The organism is Hymenobacter sediminis (assembly GCF_003231285.1).
Classification (GTDB): domain Bacteria; phylum Bacteroidota; class Bacteroidia; order Cytophagales; family Hymenobacteraceae; genus Hymenobacter; species Hymenobacter sediminis.
The window spans coordinates 15782-33630 of the sequence record NZ_QKNS01000003.1 but is presented as its reverse complement, the minus strand read 5'-3'; the positions used below and the strand labels follow the sequence as shown (position 1 = coordinate 33630).

The 17849-nt window shown below is 57.6% G+C and carries 16 protein-coding genes; 4 read left to right on the top strand and 12 right to left on the bottom strand.

Annotation, left to right across the window (positions count from 1 at the left end):
- Positions 1 to 22: 22 nt before the first annotated feature.
- From kdpF to DNI29_RS09170, 4 genes are all read right to left on the bottom strand, one after another.
- Positions 23 to 100 (bottom strand): K(+)-transporting ATPase subunit F, encoded by a 78-nt coding sequence (kdpF, locus tag DNI29_RS25325; RefSeq protein WP_110978249.1) that lies wholly within the window; start codon positions 98 to 100, stop codon positions 23 to 25.
- Positions 101 to 233: 133 nt separating this feature from the next.
- On the bottom strand, positions 234 to 587 hold the full coding sequence (locus DNI29_RS09180; protein WP_110977817.1) for a DUF7674 family protein: 354 nt from the start codon (positions 585 to 587) through the stop codon (positions 234 to 236).
- A 344-nt stretch (positions 588 to 931) separates the two neighbouring features.
- Positions 932 to 2062 (bottom strand): TlpA disulfide reductase family protein, encoded by a 1131-nt coding sequence (locus DNI29_RS09175; RefSeq protein ID WP_110977816.1) that lies wholly within the window; start codon positions 2060 to 2062, stop codon positions 932 to 934.
- Positions 2063 to 2207: 145 nt separating this feature from the next.
- Positions 2208 to 3560 carry a sigma-54-dependent transcriptional regulator gene (locus tag DNI29_RS09170; protein WP_110977815.1) on the bottom strand — a complete coding sequence of 451 codons (1353 nt, stop codon included), beginning with the start codon at positions 3558 to 3560 and terminating at the stop codon, positions 2208 to 2210.
- A 245-nt stretch (positions 3561 to 3805) separates the two neighbouring features.
- Here DNI29_RS09170 and DNI29_RS09165 point away from each other — a divergent pair, with 245 nt between their 5' ends.
- A complete protein-coding gene (locus DNI29_RS09165) occupies positions 3806 to 5455 on the top strand; it encodes a DEAD/DEAH box helicase (RefSeq protein ID WP_110978248.1) in 1650 nt (549 codons plus the stop codon).
- A gap of 263 nt (positions 5456 to 5718) precedes the next feature.
- Here the strand turns inward: DNI29_RS09165 and DNI29_RS09160 are convergent, their stop codons facing one another.
- The 5 genes from DNI29_RS09160 to DNI29_RS09140 form a co-directional block, all read right to left on the bottom strand.
- On the bottom strand, positions 5719 to 6273 hold the full coding sequence (locus tag DNI29_RS09160; protein WP_110977814.1) for an RNA 2'-phosphotransferase: 555 nt from the start codon (positions 6271 to 6273) through the stop codon (positions 5719 to 5721).
- A 33-nt stretch (positions 6274 to 6306) separates the two neighbouring features.
- On the bottom strand, positions 6307 to 6831 hold the full coding sequence (locus DNI29_RS09155; RefSeq protein ID WP_110977813.1) for a HEAT repeat domain-containing protein: 525 nt from the start codon (positions 6829 to 6831) through the stop codon (positions 6307 to 6309).
- Position 6832: 1 nt separating this feature from the next.
- Positions 6833 to 7789 (bottom strand): 1,4-dihydroxy-2-naphthoate polyprenyltransferase, encoded by a 957-nt coding sequence (locus tag DNI29_RS09150; RefSeq protein ID WP_110977812.1) that lies wholly within the window; start codon positions 7787 to 7789, stop codon positions 6833 to 6835.
- Between the two features lie 116 nt (positions 7790 to 7905).
- On the bottom strand, positions 7906 to 8577 hold the full coding sequence (locus DNI29_RS09145) for an HAD family hydrolase (RefSeq protein ID WP_110977811.1): 672 nt from the start codon (positions 8575 to 8577) through the stop codon (positions 7906 to 7908).
- A 128-nt stretch (positions 8578 to 8705) separates the two neighbouring features.
- The gene (locus DNI29_RS09140) at positions 8706 to 9284 is read right to left on the bottom strand and encodes a glutathione peroxidase (RefSeq protein WP_110977810.1); all 579 of its coding nucleotides are present in this window, start codon (positions 9282 to 9284) and stop codon (positions 8706 to 8708) included.
- A 180-nt stretch (positions 9285 to 9464) separates the two neighbouring features.
- Here DNI29_RS09140 and DNI29_RS09135 point away from each other — a divergent pair, with 180 nt between their 5' ends.
- The gene (locus DNI29_RS09135) at positions 9465 to 10550 is read left to right on the top strand and encodes a 3-oxoacyl-ACP synthase III family protein (RefSeq protein ID WP_110977809.1); all 1086 of its coding nucleotides are present in this window, start codon (positions 9465 to 9467) and stop codon (positions 10548 to 10550) included.
- Positions 10551 to 10641: 91 nt separating this feature from the next.
- Here the strand turns inward: DNI29_RS09135 and DNI29_RS09130 are convergent, their stop codons facing one another.
- Positions 10642 to 11223: an LOG family protein gene (locus tag DNI29_RS09130; RefSeq protein WP_110977808.1), complete on the bottom strand. Its 582-nt coding sequence runs from the start codon at positions 11221 to 11223 to the stop codon at positions 10642 to 10644.
- Between the two features lie 145 nt (positions 11224 to 11368).
- Positions 11369 to 13162, bottom strand: a complete 1794-nt coding sequence (argS, locus tag DNI29_RS09125; protein WP_110977807.1) for an arginine--tRNA ligase — start codon at positions 13160 to 13162, stop codon at positions 11369 to 11371.
- A 429-nt stretch (positions 13163 to 13591) separates the two neighbouring features.
- Between argS and DNI29_RS09115 the strand changes: the two genes are divergently transcribed.
- Positions 13592 to 14356 carry a TerC family protein gene (locus DNI29_RS09115; protein WP_110977805.1) on the top strand — a complete coding sequence of 255 codons (765 nt, stop codon included), beginning with the start codon at positions 13592 to 13594 and terminating at the stop codon, positions 14354 to 14356.
- 112 nt (positions 14357 to 14468) lie between these two features.
- On the opposite strand, the gene DNI29_RS09110 is transcribed toward DNI29_RS09115, so the two are convergent.
- The gene (locus tag DNI29_RS09110; RefSeq protein ID WP_110977804.1) at positions 14469 to 15443 is read right to left on the bottom strand and encodes an arginase; all 975 of its coding nucleotides are present in this window, start codon (positions 15441 to 15443) and stop codon (positions 14469 to 14471) included.
- 342 nt (positions 15444 to 15785) lie between these two features.
- Between DNI29_RS09110 and DNI29_RS09105 the strand changes: the two genes are divergently transcribed.
- Positions 15786 to 17189 (top strand): type III PLP-dependent enzyme domain-containing protein, encoded by a 1404-nt coding sequence (locus tag DNI29_RS09105; protein ID WP_110977803.1) that lies wholly within the window; start codon positions 15786 to 15788, stop codon positions 17187 to 17189.
- Positions 17190 to 17849: the final 660 nt, after the last annotated feature.

Below are 17849 nucleotides of genomic sequence, written 5' to 3'. Positions count from 1 at the left end.
CAACTCGCAACCGGTAACTGAATTAGAATTTCTCTGGGCGCAGCAGCACGTAGCAGAGGTAGCAGAACGTGGCGAGGGAGAGGAAAAAAAGGGCGACCATCATGGCAGGAGGCAGCGTTAGATGTGGTCAAAAAAATCGACCGACTTGTAGAAGAGTCCGAACCCGGCGAGGCCCGCGGCAGTGAGCAGAAAAATCATGGCGAAGGGGGTAAGCGTGAAGCCGCCAGCCGCGCTTAGGGCAGCATGTTGGTGTGCGGATACTGGTAGATTTGGTACAGACGGGCGGGCATTAGCTGGCGGGCCAGCTGGTTGCCGTAGGTGCTGCCATCCAGGTGCAGGCAGTACAGGTACACATTCTCGATGGCCCGAACCAGGTAGGCGTCGCCCTGGCGCAGCAGGCGGTCGGCTACTTCAAAGCAGCGCTTAAGCAGGGCCAGATGCCCACCCTCGGCGGCTTCGCGGGTGAAGGTGGCAAAGCAGCTCAGTTGCCGGTAAATACTTTGGCGAGTAGCAGGAACCTGCAGCTCAGCGCCTAACTCCGGGAAGCTTTCCAGCAGCAGCGAGGCGGTTTCAGTGGAAGAAGTCATCTGACGAGATGAAAAGAAGTGGAACTGGTCCGTGAAGGAGCCCGCGGCGCCGGGGTGTGGCCCTGGGCAGGGTGTCAGTCTGCCCAGGGCCGGCCTCGGTTCAGCCCGTTTGCTGAATCGACGAGTGGCTCGGGCAGCTCATTACCAACCCGGGCCCAGTTCTGCTACTCCCCTCCTTTTCATCTTATATCACCTTGATTATCAGATAAAATATTTTCAACCAACTCAGCCTTGGCGCAAGCACGCACAAAAAAACCGAGTCATTCTGACCCGGTGTGTCGGTCAGAATAACTCGGTTTTTAAGATTTGGTAGCCAGAATGCTGGCTCCTGCGCCAGCGTTGGCTTACTTGATGTATTTCGCCAGCGTTGCTTTCAAGTCGTCGCCCTTAAGGTTAGCGGCCACAATTTTGCCCGTGGGGTCAATCAGGTAGTTCTGCGGGATGCCACTCACGCTGTAGCTGCGCGCGGCTGCGTTTTCCCAACCTTTCAGGTCCGATACCTGCGTCCAGGTCAGCTTGTCGTCCTGAATGGCTTTTACCCACTTGGCGCGGTCCTTCTCGCGGTCTAGCGACACGCCCAGCACCTCAAAATTGCGGCCTTTGTACTCACTGTACACCTTGGCAACCGTTGGGTTTTCCTCGCGGCAGGGGCCACACCACGAAGCCCAGAAGTCAACCAGCACGTACTTGCCCCGGTAGTCGCGCAACGATACGGTTTTGCCATCGGGTGTTTGCTGGGTGAAATCAGGGGCCGGCGCTCCAATAGCCACGGCTTTCAGTCCCTTCACCAACTCTCCATATTCCCGGCCGCGGGGCGTGTTTTTGAGCGCCGGGCTTAACGCTTCGTACAGCGGAGCCACGGTAGCATATTGCGGCAAATCCATCATTCGCATCAATACCAGCGCATCCAGGCTAACCAGCGAGTTAGGATTTGCTTTGATGAAGGCGTAGTTGGCTGTAGCAATTTGCTTGTTGAATTCTTCGAAACGGGATTTCAGCTTCTCAGTGAAGGCCGGATCTTGCCGCTGTTGGTCCGTAGCCCGCTGCATTTCGGCCCCAAAGGCCTGAATATTGGCCATAATGGGCGCTATCGATGCATTCAGCCGCGCGAAATCCGTATTCAGAGGTCCGCCCTTAACAGTAGCATGGGCCAGCGAGTCGGGGCTGCTCACCTGCGTTGTGCCGGGCTCCAGATAGAGACGGGCCCGGTCGCCGGGAGGGCCGTACAAACTTCCCAACCGACCGTTGCGACGCATAATAAGCTCGACCATCACTGGGCTTTCAGTGGTGCCCTTTAGCTCGAAAGCGCCGTTTTTAATTGTAGTAGAATCGGTAACAGTCATTCCGCGCAGCAAATACACCTTGGCCGGAGCATTGAGCGTGCCCAGTTTGCCTTTAACGGTGAATGGAATTGCCGTTTGCGCGCTGGCCAACCAAGGGGCCACCAGCAGCAGGCTTAGTAGGTGCTTTTTCATAGAGGTGGGGAAGTAGATAAAACACTGTTATTCCGCGGCTTGCTTTTCCCAGAAGCCGACCTACTCAAGTAACGAAAAATTTACTTTTTAAAGTATATATATCATTCTATACAGCAAGGTCATCCGTGGCTTTTCTCTTAGTGCCCTACAACCCGTATTCCTGAATCTTGCGGTAGAGGGTTTTGGTGCCGATGCCGAGCTGGCGGGCGGCTTCCATTTTGTTGCCGCCGGTTTCCTGGAGCACCTGCCGGATCTGGCGCTTCTCCAGGGTGCGCAGGGTGCGGTCAGAGGCTTCGTCGGTAGTAAGGGGGGTAGGCAGATAGTGGAATTCGGCGGGTAGGTCGTCCAGGGTGAGCAGGTCGCCGTCGGCCAGGATGGCGGCGCGCTCCAGCACATTCTTCAGCTCCCGCACATTACCCCGCCAGTCGTAGCGCTGTAGCTGCTCCAGCACCTCGGGCTCCAGGCCACGCAGGCGTTTGCGGAGGCGGGCGGCGAAGTACTGTAGAAAGTAGTCGGCTAGCGGAGAAATGTCTTCGCGCCGCTCGTTCAGGCCCGGCACCAGCACCGTGAACACCGAAAGGCGGTAGTACAGGTCGGGGCGAAAGTGACCTTCGGCGGCTTCCTGCTTGAGGTTGCGGTTGGTGGCGGCCACAATGCGCACGTTCACGCTGGTAGGCTTGGTGTCACCGAGCTTGGTGAACTGCTGGGTTTCCAGCACCCGCAGGAACTTGGCCTGCACGTTTAGCTCCAGCTCACCGATTTCATCCAGAAACAAGGTACCGCCGTTGGCTTCTTCCAGCAGTCCTTTTTTATCAGACAGCGCCCCCGTAAACGCGCCTTTCTTGTAGCCAAACAGCTCCGATTCCAACAAATCTTTCGGAAAAGCCGAGCAGTTCACGGCCACAAACGGCTTGCTCCGGCGCTGACTAGCCTGGTGAATGGCCTGGGCAAACAGCTCCTTGCCCGCGCCCGTGGGGCCTTCCAGCAGCACGGTGCTGTCGGTAGGAGCTACGCGTTGGGCCAGCTTTTTGGCCTGAGTCAGTGCGTCAGAATGCCCAATCATGCTCTCGAAGCTATACTGAGCGCCCACTTTCTTTTCCAGATCAGCCACGCGACGCTGCAGGCGGGCTTTTTCGGTGGCGCGCTCCAGCACCACCAGCAGCTGGTCGTCGGAGTCGCCTTTGGTGAGGTAGTCAAAGGCGCCTTCCTTCATGGCCCGCACCCCGTCCGGAATAGTGCCGTAGGCCGTCATCAACACCACCTCGGCCAAGGGGGCTGCCTGCTTGTAGCGGGGTAGCAAATCGAGACCATGGCCGTCGGGCAGCTTTACGTCGGAGAGAACCACCAGCACTTCCTCAGCGTGTTGGCGCAGCACTTCCAGGCCGCGGCGGGCATCGGGAGCTTGCAGCACGGTGTAGCCTTCCAGCTCCAGCACGCGGGCCACCACGTGGCGCAGACTGGTTTCGTCGTCGATGAGCAGCAGGGTTCCGGCGGGCATAGGGGGTAGGAAAAAAGGCTGAATTTGGGCGCAAGGGTACGCAAAAACGTCGAGCTTGGCTGTGCGGAAGCATGGTAGAGGTAGTGGCGTCGTGTCGCACCTAAATCCCTCTATCTTTGTTCCCATTACAACCAGCGGTTCGCTGACCGGAAAGCAAGGTCAGCCATCAATCATCCTAAACAAGCTGCGCCTTGACGTTTCACGAATTTAACTTGCACGATGACCTCCTGGCGGGCATCGATGCCATGAATTATCAGAATGCCACGCCCATTCAGGAGCAGGCCATTCCGAAAATTATTGAAGGCAAAGACCTGATTGCCTGCGCCCAGACCGGCACCGGCAAAACGGCCGCCTACCTGCTACCCCTCCTCGACAAGATTTCTCACGCCAAGCACGGCAATACCTCTACCCTCATTCTGGTGCCCACCCGCGAGCTGGCCACCCAGATTGACGAGCAGGTAACCGGCTTCGGCTACTTTGTAGAAGCTAGCTCCATTGCCATTTACGGCGGGGGCAAATCTGAGGGCTGGGAGCAGCAGAAGCGCGCCCTCACCTCCGGTGCCGACATCATCATTGCTACCCCCGGCCGCCTCATTGCCCACATGCAGATGGGCTACGTGAAGTTTGAGCACCTGAAATACCTGGTGCTCGACGAAGCCGACAAGATGATGGACATGGGTTTCTCCGATGACATCCTCAGCATTGTGCGCCAGTTGCCCAAGGAGCGCCAGACGCTGCTGTTCTCGGCCACCATGCCCAATAAAATCCGGGAGTTCTCGCAGCAGATTCTGAACCAGCCCGAGGAAATCCGGCTGGCCGTGTCTAAGCCCGCTGCCGGCATCGACCAGCAGTTCTACATGGCCTTCGACCGCCAGAAGATTTACTTGCTGGAGCACATTATCAAAACCCAGGATGTGCAGAGCATGGTGTTGTTTACCTCGCAGAAAGCGGCCGTGGGCGGCATTGTGCGGGCCATCAACAAGCTCGGCATCGAAGCCCGTGGTATTTCTTCGGACCGCACCCAGGAGGAGCGCGAGGAAATCATGCGCGCCTTCAAGAACAAGCAGTTTCCTATCTTGGTAGCTACTGACGTGCTGAGCCGCGGCATTGATATCGACTCGCTGAGCCACGTAGTGAACTATGATATTCCGCGTGCCGCCGAAGATTACGTGCACCGCATTGGCCGCACGGCCCGCGCTGCTACTAAAGGCACGGCCATCACCTTCATTTCGGACCAGGACCAGGACCGCGTGGTGAAGATTGAGAAGCTGATTGAGCGCGAAATTGAGAAGCAGAACATCACCGAGGGGCTGGGCCTAGGCGAGGCGCCTGAGTTCGACCCCAAGCGCTTTAGTGGCCTGCGCGGCAAAATCGGTGGCCGACCCGAGCGCGGCGGCCGTAGTGGTGGTGGCTCCGGCCGCGACCGTGGCCCGCGCCCCGAGGGCGGTGCCCCGCGCGGTGGCGGTGGCCGCAACGGCTCCCGCCCCAACCGCGGCGACGGTAAGCCTGATGCTGACCAGCAGGCCCGCATTGCCAAAGCCCAAGCTGCCCTAGCCGCCCTGGACGCCGGCCAAGCCCCCGCCCAGCCCTACCAACGCCCCGCCCGCGAAGACCGGCCCGAAGGCAGCGAAAGCCGTCCGCGCCGTGAGCCCCGTGCTCCTCGTCCGGAAGGCGAATCGAAAGAAGGCGCCAGCCAAACCCGCGAGCCACGCGCTCCTCGGCCGCCCCGCCCGGAAGGTGAGGCAGGAGCGGCACCACGGGCCGAAGGTGAGAAGCCGGAAGGCCAGCGCCGCCGCAAGCGAGGCGGCCGCAACCGCAGTGGCCGCGGCCCACGCCCAGAAGGCGGAGCCACTGAGGCTACCGCTGCGGCCCCAGCTACTCCTAGCGCCGAGTAGTTTTAAGCTTGATAAGAAAAGCCTCCGCTGCAGTTGCAGCGGAGGCTTTTTGCATTTTCTACGAGGTAGAATACTGTCCTCTCCTGAAGATGTAGACAGGTAGACAGTAAGCAAAAGAACGTCATGTCGAGCTTGCCGAGACATATCGCGTGCTGACGTTGTGATACTAACCCAACAATTCGAGCGAGATGTCTCGGCAAGCTCGACATGACGATGGTATCATTTTTACTCAAGAATAGATACTTGCTATGTAACGCAGGCGCCTACCCTTCCAGCAACTGCAGATACTGGGCTGGCACCTCGTCGGTCAGCCACACGCCATTGTCAGCTTGGTAAAATGCGTAGCCATCGGCATGCATGCGCGCTGCGGCAACCACCAGCACGACGGGCTTGCCGTGGCGGCCGCCTACCTGCTGGGCGGTAGCTACATCGGCGCTTAGGTGCACTTGCTGGCGGCTCATTTTCTGGAGACCGTTCTGCAGAATGGTGGCTTGGTGTCGGGTGGCGGTGCCGTGGTACAGCACCGTGGGCGGCGCAACGGGCGCGTAACCCAGCTCCACCTCCACCGAATGCCCCTGACTTGCCCGGATGCGCTGTTGATCATCAGAGAGGCGGAAGCGTTGCTTAGCGTTGGTTTCCACGATATACAGCAGGTTCTCGCGGGTAAGCGGTACTTGGTGTGCCTTGGCCTGAGTTAGCAGCGTATCGACCTCCACCCAGCCCTGGGCATCCAGTGTCAGGCCCAGCCGGGCTGGCTCGTGGCGCAGCACTAGGCTCAGGAGCTTGCTGAGGCGGGTAGTTTCTTTTTCGGAGAGCATAACAGTCTTTGATATCCTAGTACTTGTCAGAGCTCACTCTTCAAGGTAGCTCATAAAGCCGTCCACAAAATATTCGATGTTCTCATGATTCTCATCAAAGCCATGACACAGCGTTGGGTGGGCTTTGCAATTGTCCCACTGGTGTTTAATGCTAGTTAGATCATCTACTGTAAACTCAAATTCCTGCTCTTCCAGCACCGTCATAGCCATTAGCTTGGCTTCATAGCTTTCATAGAACAGGATTTCAAATAGATCTTTCAGATGATGCCGACAGTCCAGCGTTTGCAGCGCATACACCATAGTGCCGTTGTAGCTGTGGTTGCCGGGGTTTCGGATAGCCATCAGCAATGGAGCTACAGCTCGACTATCGGCTCGTTCGCGCAAGGCCAACGCAGCTAGGTTGCGGGTGCGGGGTGTCGGCTGTTCCAGCAGATCTATTAGTACATTCAGCGCCTCGTCGTTGGGCATCTCACACAAACGAGCACATGCCGTTTTTGCTTTTTCCCAATCGGTGGATAAAGCCTCCTGCCGAAGCACGGTTAGTTCATCGGCATTCATGCTACAACACCTGCCCTACCCCGAACAGTAGCGTAAACACCAGCGTGGTGAGGGCCATTTGCTTCAGCAATGGGTCGAGTTGCATGCTTTCCTGGCGCTGCCACACCTGGGTAGCATTGCGCAGCAGCAGCGGGGCGGCCAGCAGAAACAGCCACTGCCAGGGCGAGTGGTAGGTGAGAGCCACGTACACCACGGCGCAACCAAAGCCCAGCACCAACAGCAGCCAATGGTAGCGGCGGGCGCGCACCGGCCCCAGCCGTACCGGAATTGTAATTTTGCCAGCCAGCTCGTCGGAGCGGATGTCGCGGATGTTGTTTACGTTGAGCACGGCGGTAGCAAAGCAGCCCAGCGCGGCGGCGGGCAGCAGCACCGGCAACGGCAGGGCCTGCGTCCAGGCCTCTACCTGGCTATAGGCCTGCAGGAAGTACGTGCCGCACACGCCTACCAGCCCGAAGAAGATGAATACCGATAAGTCGCCAAGGCCGGCGTAGCCGTAGGGTTTGGAACCGGCCGTGTAGTTTACGGCGGCCCAGATAGCCGAGAGGCCCAACACGAAAAAGGCCATGAAAATCCAGGCGCCGGCCGTGCCCAGAGCTACCCACAGCAGCAGCAAGCCGCTCAGCAAGGACAGCAACCCGAATACGCCCATGCCTTTTTTCATCTGCTGCGGACTAATGGCTCCGCTCTGCACGGCCCGCTGCGGCCCTTCGCGGTGCACGCTGTCGGCGCCGTTCTGGGAATCGCCGTAGTCATTGGCTAGGTTGCTCAGGATCTGCAGCAGAATGGTGGTCAGGGCTGCTAGCCCCACCACGCTCCCCCGGAACTGTCCGTGACTGGCAGCCAGAAAGCCTCCGGCCATGATGCTGGCCAGGGCCAGCGGCAGCGTACGGGGCCGAAAAGCCGAAACCCAGGCTTTGGCCGGGCTGATGGGGGTAGCAGGAGTGGCAGAAGAAGCCATAACGCGGTAAACTGATGAATCTGAGGGTAACTTTTCCGGCTTGGCCTTGCTGGGTACTCAGGAAGCAGAAAATCCCTACCCCCTCCTTACACGCCAAGCCTTCGGCAAAAACAATTTTACTTCGCAGCAGCAGGGTTGATGGCCACAATTTTCTCGGCCGTCAGCTCCGAAAAATGATTGATGACCTGATCGGCCAGGCTTAGGTCCTGCAGCTTGGAATGCTCACTGTTATAGCCGATGCAGTAGATGCCCGCCGCTTTGGCAGCCGCTACTCCATTGGCCGAGTCTTCAATCACAATGCACTCCTGCTTGGGCGCAGCGGAAAGGGAAGCGGCATGCTCGAAAATGGCCGGATCAGGCTTGGAACGCGGGAAATCCTCGCCGCTGATCAGATGGGTAAAGTAAGGCCCCAGGGCAAAGCGGCGCATCACCCGGTCAATGGTGGCTTTTGACGCCGAGGAAGCCAGAATAAGCTGAATGCCGTGCTGGTGCAGATCCTCAATGAGCGTGCGCACGCCGTCTAATAGGTCGAGGTCGGCTTTTTCATCGAAGGCCCGGTTGAAGAACTCGCGCTTGCTGGCCATCAAAGCATCCACATCGGGCGCCAGGCCGTGCTTGTCCTTGAGCTGCTGATATACGTTTTTGGTAGAACACCCCGTGAATGTGGCGTATTCCTCATCGGAAACGTGGATGCCCAGTTCCTCGAAGTGCCGGTAAAAGGCATACCGATGCACAGGCTCAGTGTCCACAATTACCCCATCCATGTCAAAAATTACGGTGCGTATCATACAGGCAAATCAAGGTTTCGGGCGCGAAGGTAGAGAACCCGCTGCTCCTGGGCGCAAAAAGAAGCCTGGGCTTCGCGGGCCGGCTATGGCACGCAAAGCCCAGGCCGGGCTAGCCGCTAGGCAGGGCTTTACTTCAGAATAGCCGCTACCAGCTCGTCGCTCATGGGCTTCACCTTAGAGGGGTAGAACGCCACCACGTGGCCGGTTTCATCTACTAGGTACTTGCAGAAATTCCAGGTGGGCGCGTCAGCTACAGCCCCGTTCTTCGACTTATCAGCCAGGAATTTATACAGCGGGGCCGTATCGGCACCTTTCACCGAAACCTTGCTGAACAGCGGGAAAGTCACACCGTAGTTTTTCTCGCAGAAGGCAGCAATCTGAGCCTCCGTGCCGGGCTCCTGCCCCCCGAAATTGTTGGCCGGGAAGCCCAGCACCGTCACTTTGTCGCCGTGCTTCTTGTAGAGCTCTTCCAACTCCTTGTACTGCGGGGTGTAGCCGCACTCCGAGGCCGTATTCACAATGAGCAGCTTCTTGCCTTTGTACTGGCTCAGCTTCACGTCTTTGCCATCAATGCTTTTCACGGTGAAGTCGTACACGGTGCCAGTGGCAGCAGGTTCGGTGGTCATGGGTACCGCGGGGTTTGAGTTAGAAGAGAGGGTAGCAAAGCCAGTGGCGGCCAGCGCACCCAACAGCAGCAGGGTTTTCATGGAGAATAGATTGAGGGGAATCGTCAGTGAAACCGGCGGATATACGCAATGTTCGGGCCAGCCGGGTTGGGTAGGAAAGGTACAGCTACTGGGCAGGTTTACGGCGCGGGGAAATAGGGCAATGCCAAAAATCTGTACATTTGACTATTGGCGCGTCATCATTCCGCGGCTCTTAAGCTTATGCGCAAGACGCTCTATTCGGTTATTACCGGAACCGGCAGCTACCTGCCTTCTCGCGTTGTTAAAAACGAAGAATTCACCACCGCAGCTTTCTACGATGCTGCTGGCACGCTGCTTACCAAGTCGGGCGCCGAGATTGTAGAGCGGTTTGCCCAGATTACGGACATTCAGGAGCGGCGCTATGCCGCCGATGATCAGGTAACCTCCGACCTTGCTTTTCTGGCCGCTCAGGATGCTCTCAGCTCCTGCGGTGCCGACCCAGAGCAGCTCGATTATATTCTGGTAGCTCACAACTTCGGCGATGTGCAAGCCGACAACAAGCGCTCGGAGTTTGTACCTAGCCTGGCAGCCCGGGTCAAGCACAAGCTTGGCATTGAAAACCCCCACACCATTGCCTACGATTTGCCTTTCGGTTGCCCTGGCTGGCTGCAGGTCCTCATTCAGGCCGATTACTACCTGCGCTCCGGTGATGCCAAGCGCGTGCTGGTGATTGGGGCTGAGGTGCTTTCGCGCGTCTGTGACCCTCACGACCGAGACAGCATGCTCTACGCCGACGGGGCCGGGGCCGTGCTGCTGGAAGCCCGTGAAAGCGACGTGCCGGTAGGCATTCTGGCCCACGCTACCCGCTCCGATACCATTCAGGCGGCACATTTGCTGCGCATGGGCGCGTCCTATAACCCAGCCTATGTAGGCGAGGAACTCTTCCTGAAAATGGAAGGCCGCAAGCTCTACGAGTACGCCCTGAAAACTGTGCCCCAGGCCATCAAAGATTGCCTGGATAAAGCCGGCGTTCCACTCTCGGACATGCACCGGCTGCTGCTACACCAAGCCAATGGCAAGATGGATGACGCCATCCTGAAGCGCCTTTACAGCCTCTATGGGCAGTCGGAAATTCCGGAGCACGTTATGCCTATGACCATTTCCTGGCTAGGCAACTCCTCGGTGGCTACCCTCCCTACCCTCTTCGACCTGCTGCTGAAAAATAAGCTAGAAGGCAAGGGTATCGAGCCGAACCAGACAATCGTGTTTGCTTCCGTAGGAGCCGGCATGAACTGCAACGCTGTCATCTACCGAATGCCGGAATAAGCCTTCGAAGAACACAGAAAAGCCCGTTCGACCTACATACCGAACGGGCTTTTCTGTGTTCCTGGGGGTAGCACCAAGCGGTGTTTTTAACCTAGGTAGTGCGGGGCGTTAGCCACTTTTCCAGGGCTACGGGCTGGTAGGTCAGCATTTCTTCGATCAGGCCGTTGGGGTCGGGGTTGCTGAGGAGTTGGTTGCGGTTTTCGCGGCGCAGTAAGCCTTCATCCGACATGTGGTCGAGGGCGCGGAGCAGGTGGTCGTAGAAGCCAGCTACGTTGAGCAGGGCAACCGGCTTTTTGTGCAGGCCCAGCTGCCCCCACGTCAGCACCTCAAACAGCTCTTCCAGGGTTCCGAAGCCGCCGGGCATGGCCACGAAGCCTTCGGCCAAGTCGGCCATCATGAGCTTCCGCTCGTGCATGCTTTTCACAATGTGCAGCTCCGTCACGCCGCGGTGCTCTACCTCCTTGGCCACCAGAAAATCAGGAATTACCCCGATAACCTGACCACCATGAGCCAGTACGCTGTCGGCTACGGCGCCCATGAGCCCCACGCGGCCCCCGCCGTATACCAGCGTCATGCCACGCTCGGCCATCACCCGGCCCATTTCCTGGGCTTGTTGGGTATACAATTCGTTGGTCCCGGCACTGGAACCGCAATACACTGCTACGCTTTTCATAAGCTAGGGCGGCGCGACACTCCGGCTTCGCGCCTATTTAATGAAGAAAGAAAAACAGCAGCACCGCCTAGTGCGGGCGGTGCTGCTGGAAAAAGGAAGTACTCGCGTCTGGCAGGATGATTGGCCAAACGGGTTTTGAAAAAACTTACATCCGCTCGGGCACCTGAATGCCGAGCAGGTTCATGCTGGTTTTGATGGCCTGCGCCGTTTGGGCCGACAACGCCACGCGGAAGGCCTTCTTGGCGGCATCGGGTTCAATGAAGATAGGCACTTCGGTGTAGAAGCGGTTGTAGGCTTTGGCAATATCATAAGCATACTGCGCTACCACCGCCGGCGACTGAGTGCGGGCGGCTTCGGACACTACGGCGGGGTAGCGGCCCAGTTCCTGAATCATCTCCCGCTCGGTAGCATGAATTTCGGTGAGGCCAGTCAGGCTGGTATCGGCAGATACGCCTTGCTCGGCGGCTTTGCGCAGGATGCTGCTGATACGGGCGTGCGAGTATTGGATGAAAGGACCCGTGTGACCTTCCAGGCTTACGGATTCTTCGGGGTTGAAGAGCATCCGCTTCTTGGGGTCCACTTTCAGCAGGTAGTACTTGAGGGCGCCCAGGCCAAGCATGTGGTAAAGCTCGGCGGCTTGCTCCTCGGTCAGGCCTTCGGTTTTGCCTTTTTCGAGGGTAGCGGCTTTAGCGGCTTCCACTACTTCGCGCACCAGCTCATCGGCGTCCACTACGGTGCCTTCGCGGCTTTTCATTTTGCCGGAGGGGAGGTCCACCATGCCGTAGCTGAGGTGGTAAATGGCCTCGGCGTAGGGCTTGCCCAGCTTTTGCAGCACGGCGCGTAGCACCTGCATGTGGTAGTTCTGCTCGTCGGCAATAACATACACCGAAAGGTCGTACTCGTAATCCTGGTACTTCAGCTCGGCCGTGCCCAGGTCCTGGGTGATGTACACGGAGGTACCATCGGAACGGAGCAGGAGCTTCTCATCGAGGCCCTCGGCTTGCAGGTCTACCCACACCGAGCCATCATCCTTGCGGAAAAACACACCTTTCTGCAGGCCTTCCTCTACCCGCTCCTTGCCCAGCAAGTAGGTGCCCGACTCGTAGTAATACTTGTCGAAATCGACGCCGATGGTCTGGTAGGTTTCATTGAAGCCCTCGTACACCCAGCCGTTCATCTGCTTCCAGAGGCTTACTACTTGTTCGTCGCCAGCTTCCCAGGCGCGCAGCATGTCCTGGGCCTGCAGCATCATGGGAGCCTGGCGCTTGGCTACATCCGGGGCTACCCCCTCTGCCTCCAGCTGCTTTACCTGCTCGCGGTAGTGCTTCTCGAACAGCACGTAATATTTGCCCGCCAGATGGTCGCCTTTGATGCCAGCGCTCTGCGGGGTTTCGTCGTTGCCGTATTGCTGGTAGGCCAGCATCGACTTACAGATGTGAATGCCCCGGTCGTTGACGAGGTTCACCTTGTTTACCGTGGCGCCGGTAGCTTTCAGAATCTCGGCCACTGAGTAGCCCAGAAAGTTGTTGCGCAGGTGGCCCAGGTGCAGGGGCTTGTTGGTGTTGGGCGAGGAATACTCGACTACTACGCGCTGGGGGCCGCCGGTTTCCACGGGCGTGCCGGCCGGCTGCTGACGCAGCTGCTGGAACACGTCTAGCCAGGCAGCATCGGCAATTTCCAGGTTCAGGAAGCCTTTTACCACGTTGTAGCCGGTTACCAGGGGCTCATTCTGCACCAGCCAGTCGCCGATGCCCTGCCCGATTTGCTCGGGGCCTTTGCCCAGCTGCTTGGTGAAGGGAAACGTGACTAGGGTAAACGAGCCGGCAAACTCTTTGCGCGTGGGCTGCAACGTGAGCTGGGGCGACGCTACCTCGGCGTCGAATACGTTCTTGATGGCAGCCCCGAGGGCCGCTTTGAGGGTTTGTTCGAGTAGTAACACAGAAAGCGAAACGCTTGAATGGAAGCCTCAGCCGAAGCTTCCGGAAGATGAATAATGGGAGGCGAAACCACGAATGTTGCGTAAACCGCGGGCCCGGCCCCGGAACCTGCATCCGGGTGTACCCGGCATCTGGCCCCTGACCCAGCCCCAGCTTACGCTAGAGTCGTCGCGGAATTCGTACCCAAAGAATCGGCTTCATAAGGAGTTGACGGAGCGGCCGCTCGGGGCCGCTGCTGGTGCAAAGGTAGAAAGCCAGGTCGGATGCCATCTGAAAAAAATGCAGCGCCTGCTGGTTAAGGCCCCAGCACACCAGATCAGGGCCCTTTCACTCCTGACGGCATTGCTCCCTACCCCTGCTTTTCTTTCCTACCCAACCAAACCCCTCAAGCCTGCGTGTATGTGCTGCACCCAGTATCTTGCGCCCTACGCATGAACGTTCATCTCCAGCAAATCCTCGACAACCCGCTTGCCGCTCTGGCCATTGTGGGCAACCTCATCATTATTGAAAGCCTGCTCTCCGTAGATAACGCGGCGGTACTGGCCACTATGGTTTCCGACCTGCCAAAGGAGCAGCGCCACAAGGCCCTGCGCTACGGCATCATCGGGGCCTACGTGTTTCGGGGGCTCTGCCTGCTGTTCGCGTCCTACCTGATTCAATTCTGGTACCTGAAGCCCCTAGGAGGCCTTTACCTTTTGTATCTGGCGTATAGCCAATTTGCGAGCAAGAACCGCTCGGAGGAAGAAGACGTGGACAAGGAGAAAAGCTGGTTTTACCGCCATACCCTGGGCCTGATTGGTCCCTTTTGGGCAACGGTGGCCCTGATTGAGCTCATGGACCTGGCTTTTTCTATCGACAATGTGTTTGCCGTGGTGGCCTTTACCGACAACCTCATTCTGGTTTGCGCCGGCGTATTTATCGGAATTCTGGCCATGCGGCTGGTGGCGCAGGCTTTTGTGCTGCTCATGGGCAAGTACCCTTTCCTGGAAACGGCGGCCTTCGTGGTCATCGGTATTTTGGGCCTGAAGCTCTTGCTGTCTTTGTTCGAGCATTTTCTGCCCCAGCACCCCTTTAGCCATTTCCTCGCCAGCGAAACCGCCGACGTAGGCCTGACCATTCTCACGGTGGCCGTGTTTGCCGTGCCGCTGCTCACGTCCTGGCTGTTTGGGGTGCCTTACCGCCAAGGCAGGGGGTAGCCCTTGCCCCTTAGCAAGCTCAAAGCCCTACCCCGCCGAAGCGAGGTAGGGCTTTTGTTTTTGGGTGTGCGCTGAGGTTTGGGGCCGTGCGAGGGGGTAGGCGGATCGTGCCTTACCGGCTTACTACCTCCTCCATGCGCAGGCGGTTCTGGATGGCATCGGTGGCGGCTTCCAGAATATCGAAGGCGTTGGTGGCCATGGTGTTCATGTTGTCGAGAGTCGGGTTGATTTCTACCATCTCGAAGCACACGACCCGTTCATTGTCCAGCAGGGCGCGGCACAGGCTGATGGCTTCCTCCACGTTCAGGCCTTGCTCTACGGGTGTGCCGGTGCCCTTGCTAAAGCGCGAATCCAGCGAGTCTACGTCAAACGAAATGTACACTATGTCGCAGAAGCGCAGCCGCTCGTAAATCTCGCGGGCCACTTGGCGGGTGCCCTTGGCCTTCACCTCGTCCAGCTTATAGTTTTTGATGCCCAGGCGGTCAATGATGGCATCTTCCTCGTGCTCCGTGTCGCGCACTACCACATACACCAAGTGGTCGCCGGTTACTTTAGGGCCGGGCTCGCCCAGGTTCTTCAGCTTCTGCCAGAAGAATTCGGTTTCGGGCTCTACGTGGTTGCGTTGGCATTCGCGGTTGTCATCGCCCAGGCTGATGGCCAGCGGCATGCCGTGCATGTTGCCCGAGGGGGTAGTGTAGGGCGAGTGAATATCGGCGTGGGCATCTACCCAAACCACTCCCAGCGTTTTGTAGGGGTAGGCCGCTTTAATGCCCGCAATAGTTCCGGCGGCGTTGCTATGGTCGCCGGCCAGTACCAGCGGGAACTCCCCAAAGCGCAAGGTTTGTTCTACGGCGCCGGCAATGCCTTTCAGCACCGTATAAACGGAATCGATGTGCTTGGCCTTCGGAAAGTGATTCCGGTCGAAGAGCACTTGGTTCTGGTCAGGAACGCTGACCGAGTTGAACCGGCGGAAGTAGTCGGACCCTTTGTTGAGGCAGGCCACCCGTAGGGCGTCTACGCCCAGGCTGGCACCGCGGGTTCCGGCCCCTAGTTCGGAGCGAACTTCCAGAAGCTTAATTCGTCGCATATTACATTGGCAGAAAATGGGTTAGGTGGTTTTAATGCTTGCCGATTGAGCGAATTCACATTCACTCAGGCTTGACGCGCGCGGACCTTCCGGCGCAACCAACGAACAAGGCACAACCAAAACCCCCGCGAGGGGGTATCTTTGCGGGTCCTAAGTTCGGAAAAAGCTTCGCGTTAAGAAATAGTGAAGCTGAACTGCTCCCGTCTATCATTCTGCGTAGCCCGCAGGACATTCTCTGGTTACAACGCCTACCGGCGCTAAAAAATCCACTTGTAGAAAGCCCTTTGTGCTCCCCTGCCTGCTAGGCCTCCCCTTCACTGTTCATTCCCAGAAACTCCTTTAATGGATACCTACCACTCCCTGATTTCCCAGACGTTCGACTTCCCTACCGACGAATTTCACGTTGAAGACAACGAGCTGCGCTTTCATGATATTGACCTGATGGCGCTGGTAGAAAAGCACGGCACTCCGCTGCGCATCGCTTACCTCCCCAAAATTTCTTCCCAGATTCAGCGAGCCAAAGAGTGGTTCCGCCTGGGCATTGAGCAAACGGGCTACCAGGGCAAGTACTCTTATGCCTACTGCACCAAGGCCTCGCACTTCAGCTTTGTGGTAGAAGAGGCGCTCAAAAATGGGGTCCACATTGAAACCTCCAGCTGGTTTGACACCAACATCATTCGGGCCATGCACGCCAAAGGCAAGGTCACGAAGGATACGTTCATCATCTGCAACGGCTTTAAAACCGAAGAGTACAAGTACGAAATCACGCGCCTCATCAACGACGGCTTCGTGAACTGCATGCCCATTCTCGACTCGCCGAACGAGGTAGATTACTACCACAACAACGTGCGCGAGAAGTGCAACGTGGGCATGCGCTTGGCCTCCGACGAAGAGCCTCGCTTCCAGTTCTACACCTCGCGCCTGGGCATCCGCTACGCCGACGCCCTACCCCTCTATCAGCAGAAGATCAAGGACGACCCACGCTTTGAGTTGACCATGCTGCACTACTTCATTAACACGGGCATTAAGGATACCTCCTACTACTGGTCGGAGCTAAGCCGCTTCGTGCACAAGTACTGCGAGCTGCGTAAGGTGTGCCCTACCCTCACCACCATCGACATCGGGGGCGGCCTGCCCATCCAGACCAGCATTCAGAAGGAGTACGACTACCCCTACATGATTGCCGAAGTGCTGCGTACCATCAAGCGCATCTGCGAAGAGGAAAACGTGCCGGAGCCGGACATCTTCACTGAGTTCGGCATCTTCACCGTGGGCGAGTCGGGCGCTACCATCTATAGCATTCTGGACGAAAAGCTGCAGAACGACAAGGAGCTGTGGTACATGATTGACGGCTCGTTTATCACGAACCTGCCCGATACCTGGGCCTTGAACCAGCGCTTTATCATGCTGGCGCTCAACGGCTGGAACCGCTCGTACAAAAAAATTCAGCTAGGCGGCCTCACCTGCGACTCGCAGGATTACTACAACGCCGAGAAGCATATTTACCAGGTGTTCCTGCCGGAGCGCAAGCCCGCCACTGACACGGAGCCGCTGTACGTGGGCTTCTTCCACACCGGCGCCTATCAGGAAAGCCTCTCGGGCTACGGCGGCGTGAAGCACTGCCTGATCCCGGCCCCGAAAATGGTGATTCTGGACCGCGACGAGGCTGGCAACCTTACCGACCGGGTGTTTGCTGAAGAGCAGACGGCCGATTCGATGATGCGCATCCTGGGTTACCAGCAGTAACCGACAGCGGGAGCCTCCTCACCGGGGCTCCCGCTTTTTTTATCGACGTTGGGGTACCACCGGCCGAACCAGGCAGCTAGTTGGTTGCACACGGCGGCGGGTTCTCCTACCTTTACCGTCTGACATGCACACGCGGGCGCAGCCCATTACATCATCTTCCTATGAAAAAAGCATTACTCCTTGTTTGCCTGGCTGGCCTTGGCCTGGGTTCCTGCAACAAAAAATCTCAGTGCCCGGCGTATAGCAGCACGAAAGATGCCTCCCGCATTTCTTCTACTATAACGGCTCAACATGGGCCGGCCGTTGAGCGTCAGTAGGTTACCTGAGTTACGCTCACTACCTCTGTTTTTGCGCAAAGCCTTCTCCATTAGGGGAAGGCTTTTTTTTGTACTTATCAACCAACTTATTATTTAGAACGAACTAGACAATTTTGCTGTTAGCGAATCGTTAACTACCGGAAAGCACTGCTGTTGAGCTGATTAGTTGGGCTTTCAGGAATCAAAATTTTGCATTTTCTCATGAAGAAACTACTCCTATTCAGTGTAGCTGCACTACTGGGCACTGCCTCATGCCGCACAAAGTGTCCTGCTTATTCAGCTACCAAGCCCGATACCCGGGTAGCTGCTCCAGCTATGGCATCGGCCGCCGAAGCTACTGAGC

Coding starts and splice junctions, on each gene's coding strand:
- kdpF (WP_110978249.1), bottom strand. CDS start 100: ATGGTCGCCCTTTTTTTCCTCTCCCTCGCCACGTTCTGCTACCTCTGC.
- DNI29_RS09140 (WP_110977810.1), bottom strand. CDS start 9,284: ATGAAAACCCTGCTGCTGTTGGGTGCGCTGGCCGCCACTGGCTTTGCT.
- DNI29_RS09175 (WP_110977816.1), bottom strand. CDS start 2,062: ATGAAAAAGCACCTACTAAGCCTGCTGCTGGTGGCCCCTTGGTTGGCC.
- DNI29_RS09110 (WP_110977804.1), bottom strand. CDS start 15,443: ATGCGACGAATTAAGCTTCTGGAAGTTCGCTCCGAACTAGGGGCCGGA.
- DNI29_RS09105 (WP_110977803.1), top strand. CDS start 15,786: ATGGATACCTACCACTCCCTGATTTCCCAGACGTTCGACTTCCCTACC.
- DNI29_RS09115 (WP_110977805.1), top strand. CDS start 13,592: ATGAACGTTCATCTCCAGCAAATCCTCGACAACCCGCTTGCCGCTCTG.
- DNI29_RS09155 (WP_110977813.1), bottom strand. CDS start 6,831: ATGAATGCCGATGAACTAACCGTGCTTCGGCAGGAGGCTTTATCCACC.
- DNI29_RS09180 (WP_110977817.1), bottom strand. CDS start 587: ATGACTTCTTCCACTGAAACCGCCTCGCTGCTGCTGGAAAGCTTCCCG.
- DNI29_RS09170 (WP_110977815.1), bottom strand. CDS start 3,560: ATGCCCGCCGGAACCCTGCTGCTCATCGACGACGAAACCAGTCTGCGC.
- DNI29_RS09135 (WP_110977809.1), top strand. CDS start 9,465: ATGCGCAAGACGCTCTATTCGGTTATTACCGGAACCGGCAGCTACCTG.
- DNI29_RS09130 (WP_110977808.1), bottom strand. CDS start 11,223: ATGAAAAGCGTAGCAGTGTATTGCGGTTCCAGTGCCGGGACCAACGAA.
- DNI29_RS09160 (WP_110977814.1), bottom strand. CDS start 6,273: ATGCTCTCCGAAAAAGAAACTACCCGCCTCAGCAAGCTCCTGAGCCTA.
- DNI29_RS09145 (WP_110977811.1), bottom strand. CDS start 8,577: ATGATACGCACCGTAATTTTTGACATGGATGGGGTAATTGTGGACACT.
- DNI29_RS09150 (WP_110977812.1), bottom strand. CDS start 7,789: ATGGCTTCTTCTGCCACTCCTGCTACCCCCATCAGCCCGGCCAAAGCC.
- DNI29_RS09165 (WP_110978248.1), top strand. CDS start 3,806: ATGAATTATCAGAATGCCACGCCCATTCAGGAGCAGGCCATTCCGAAA.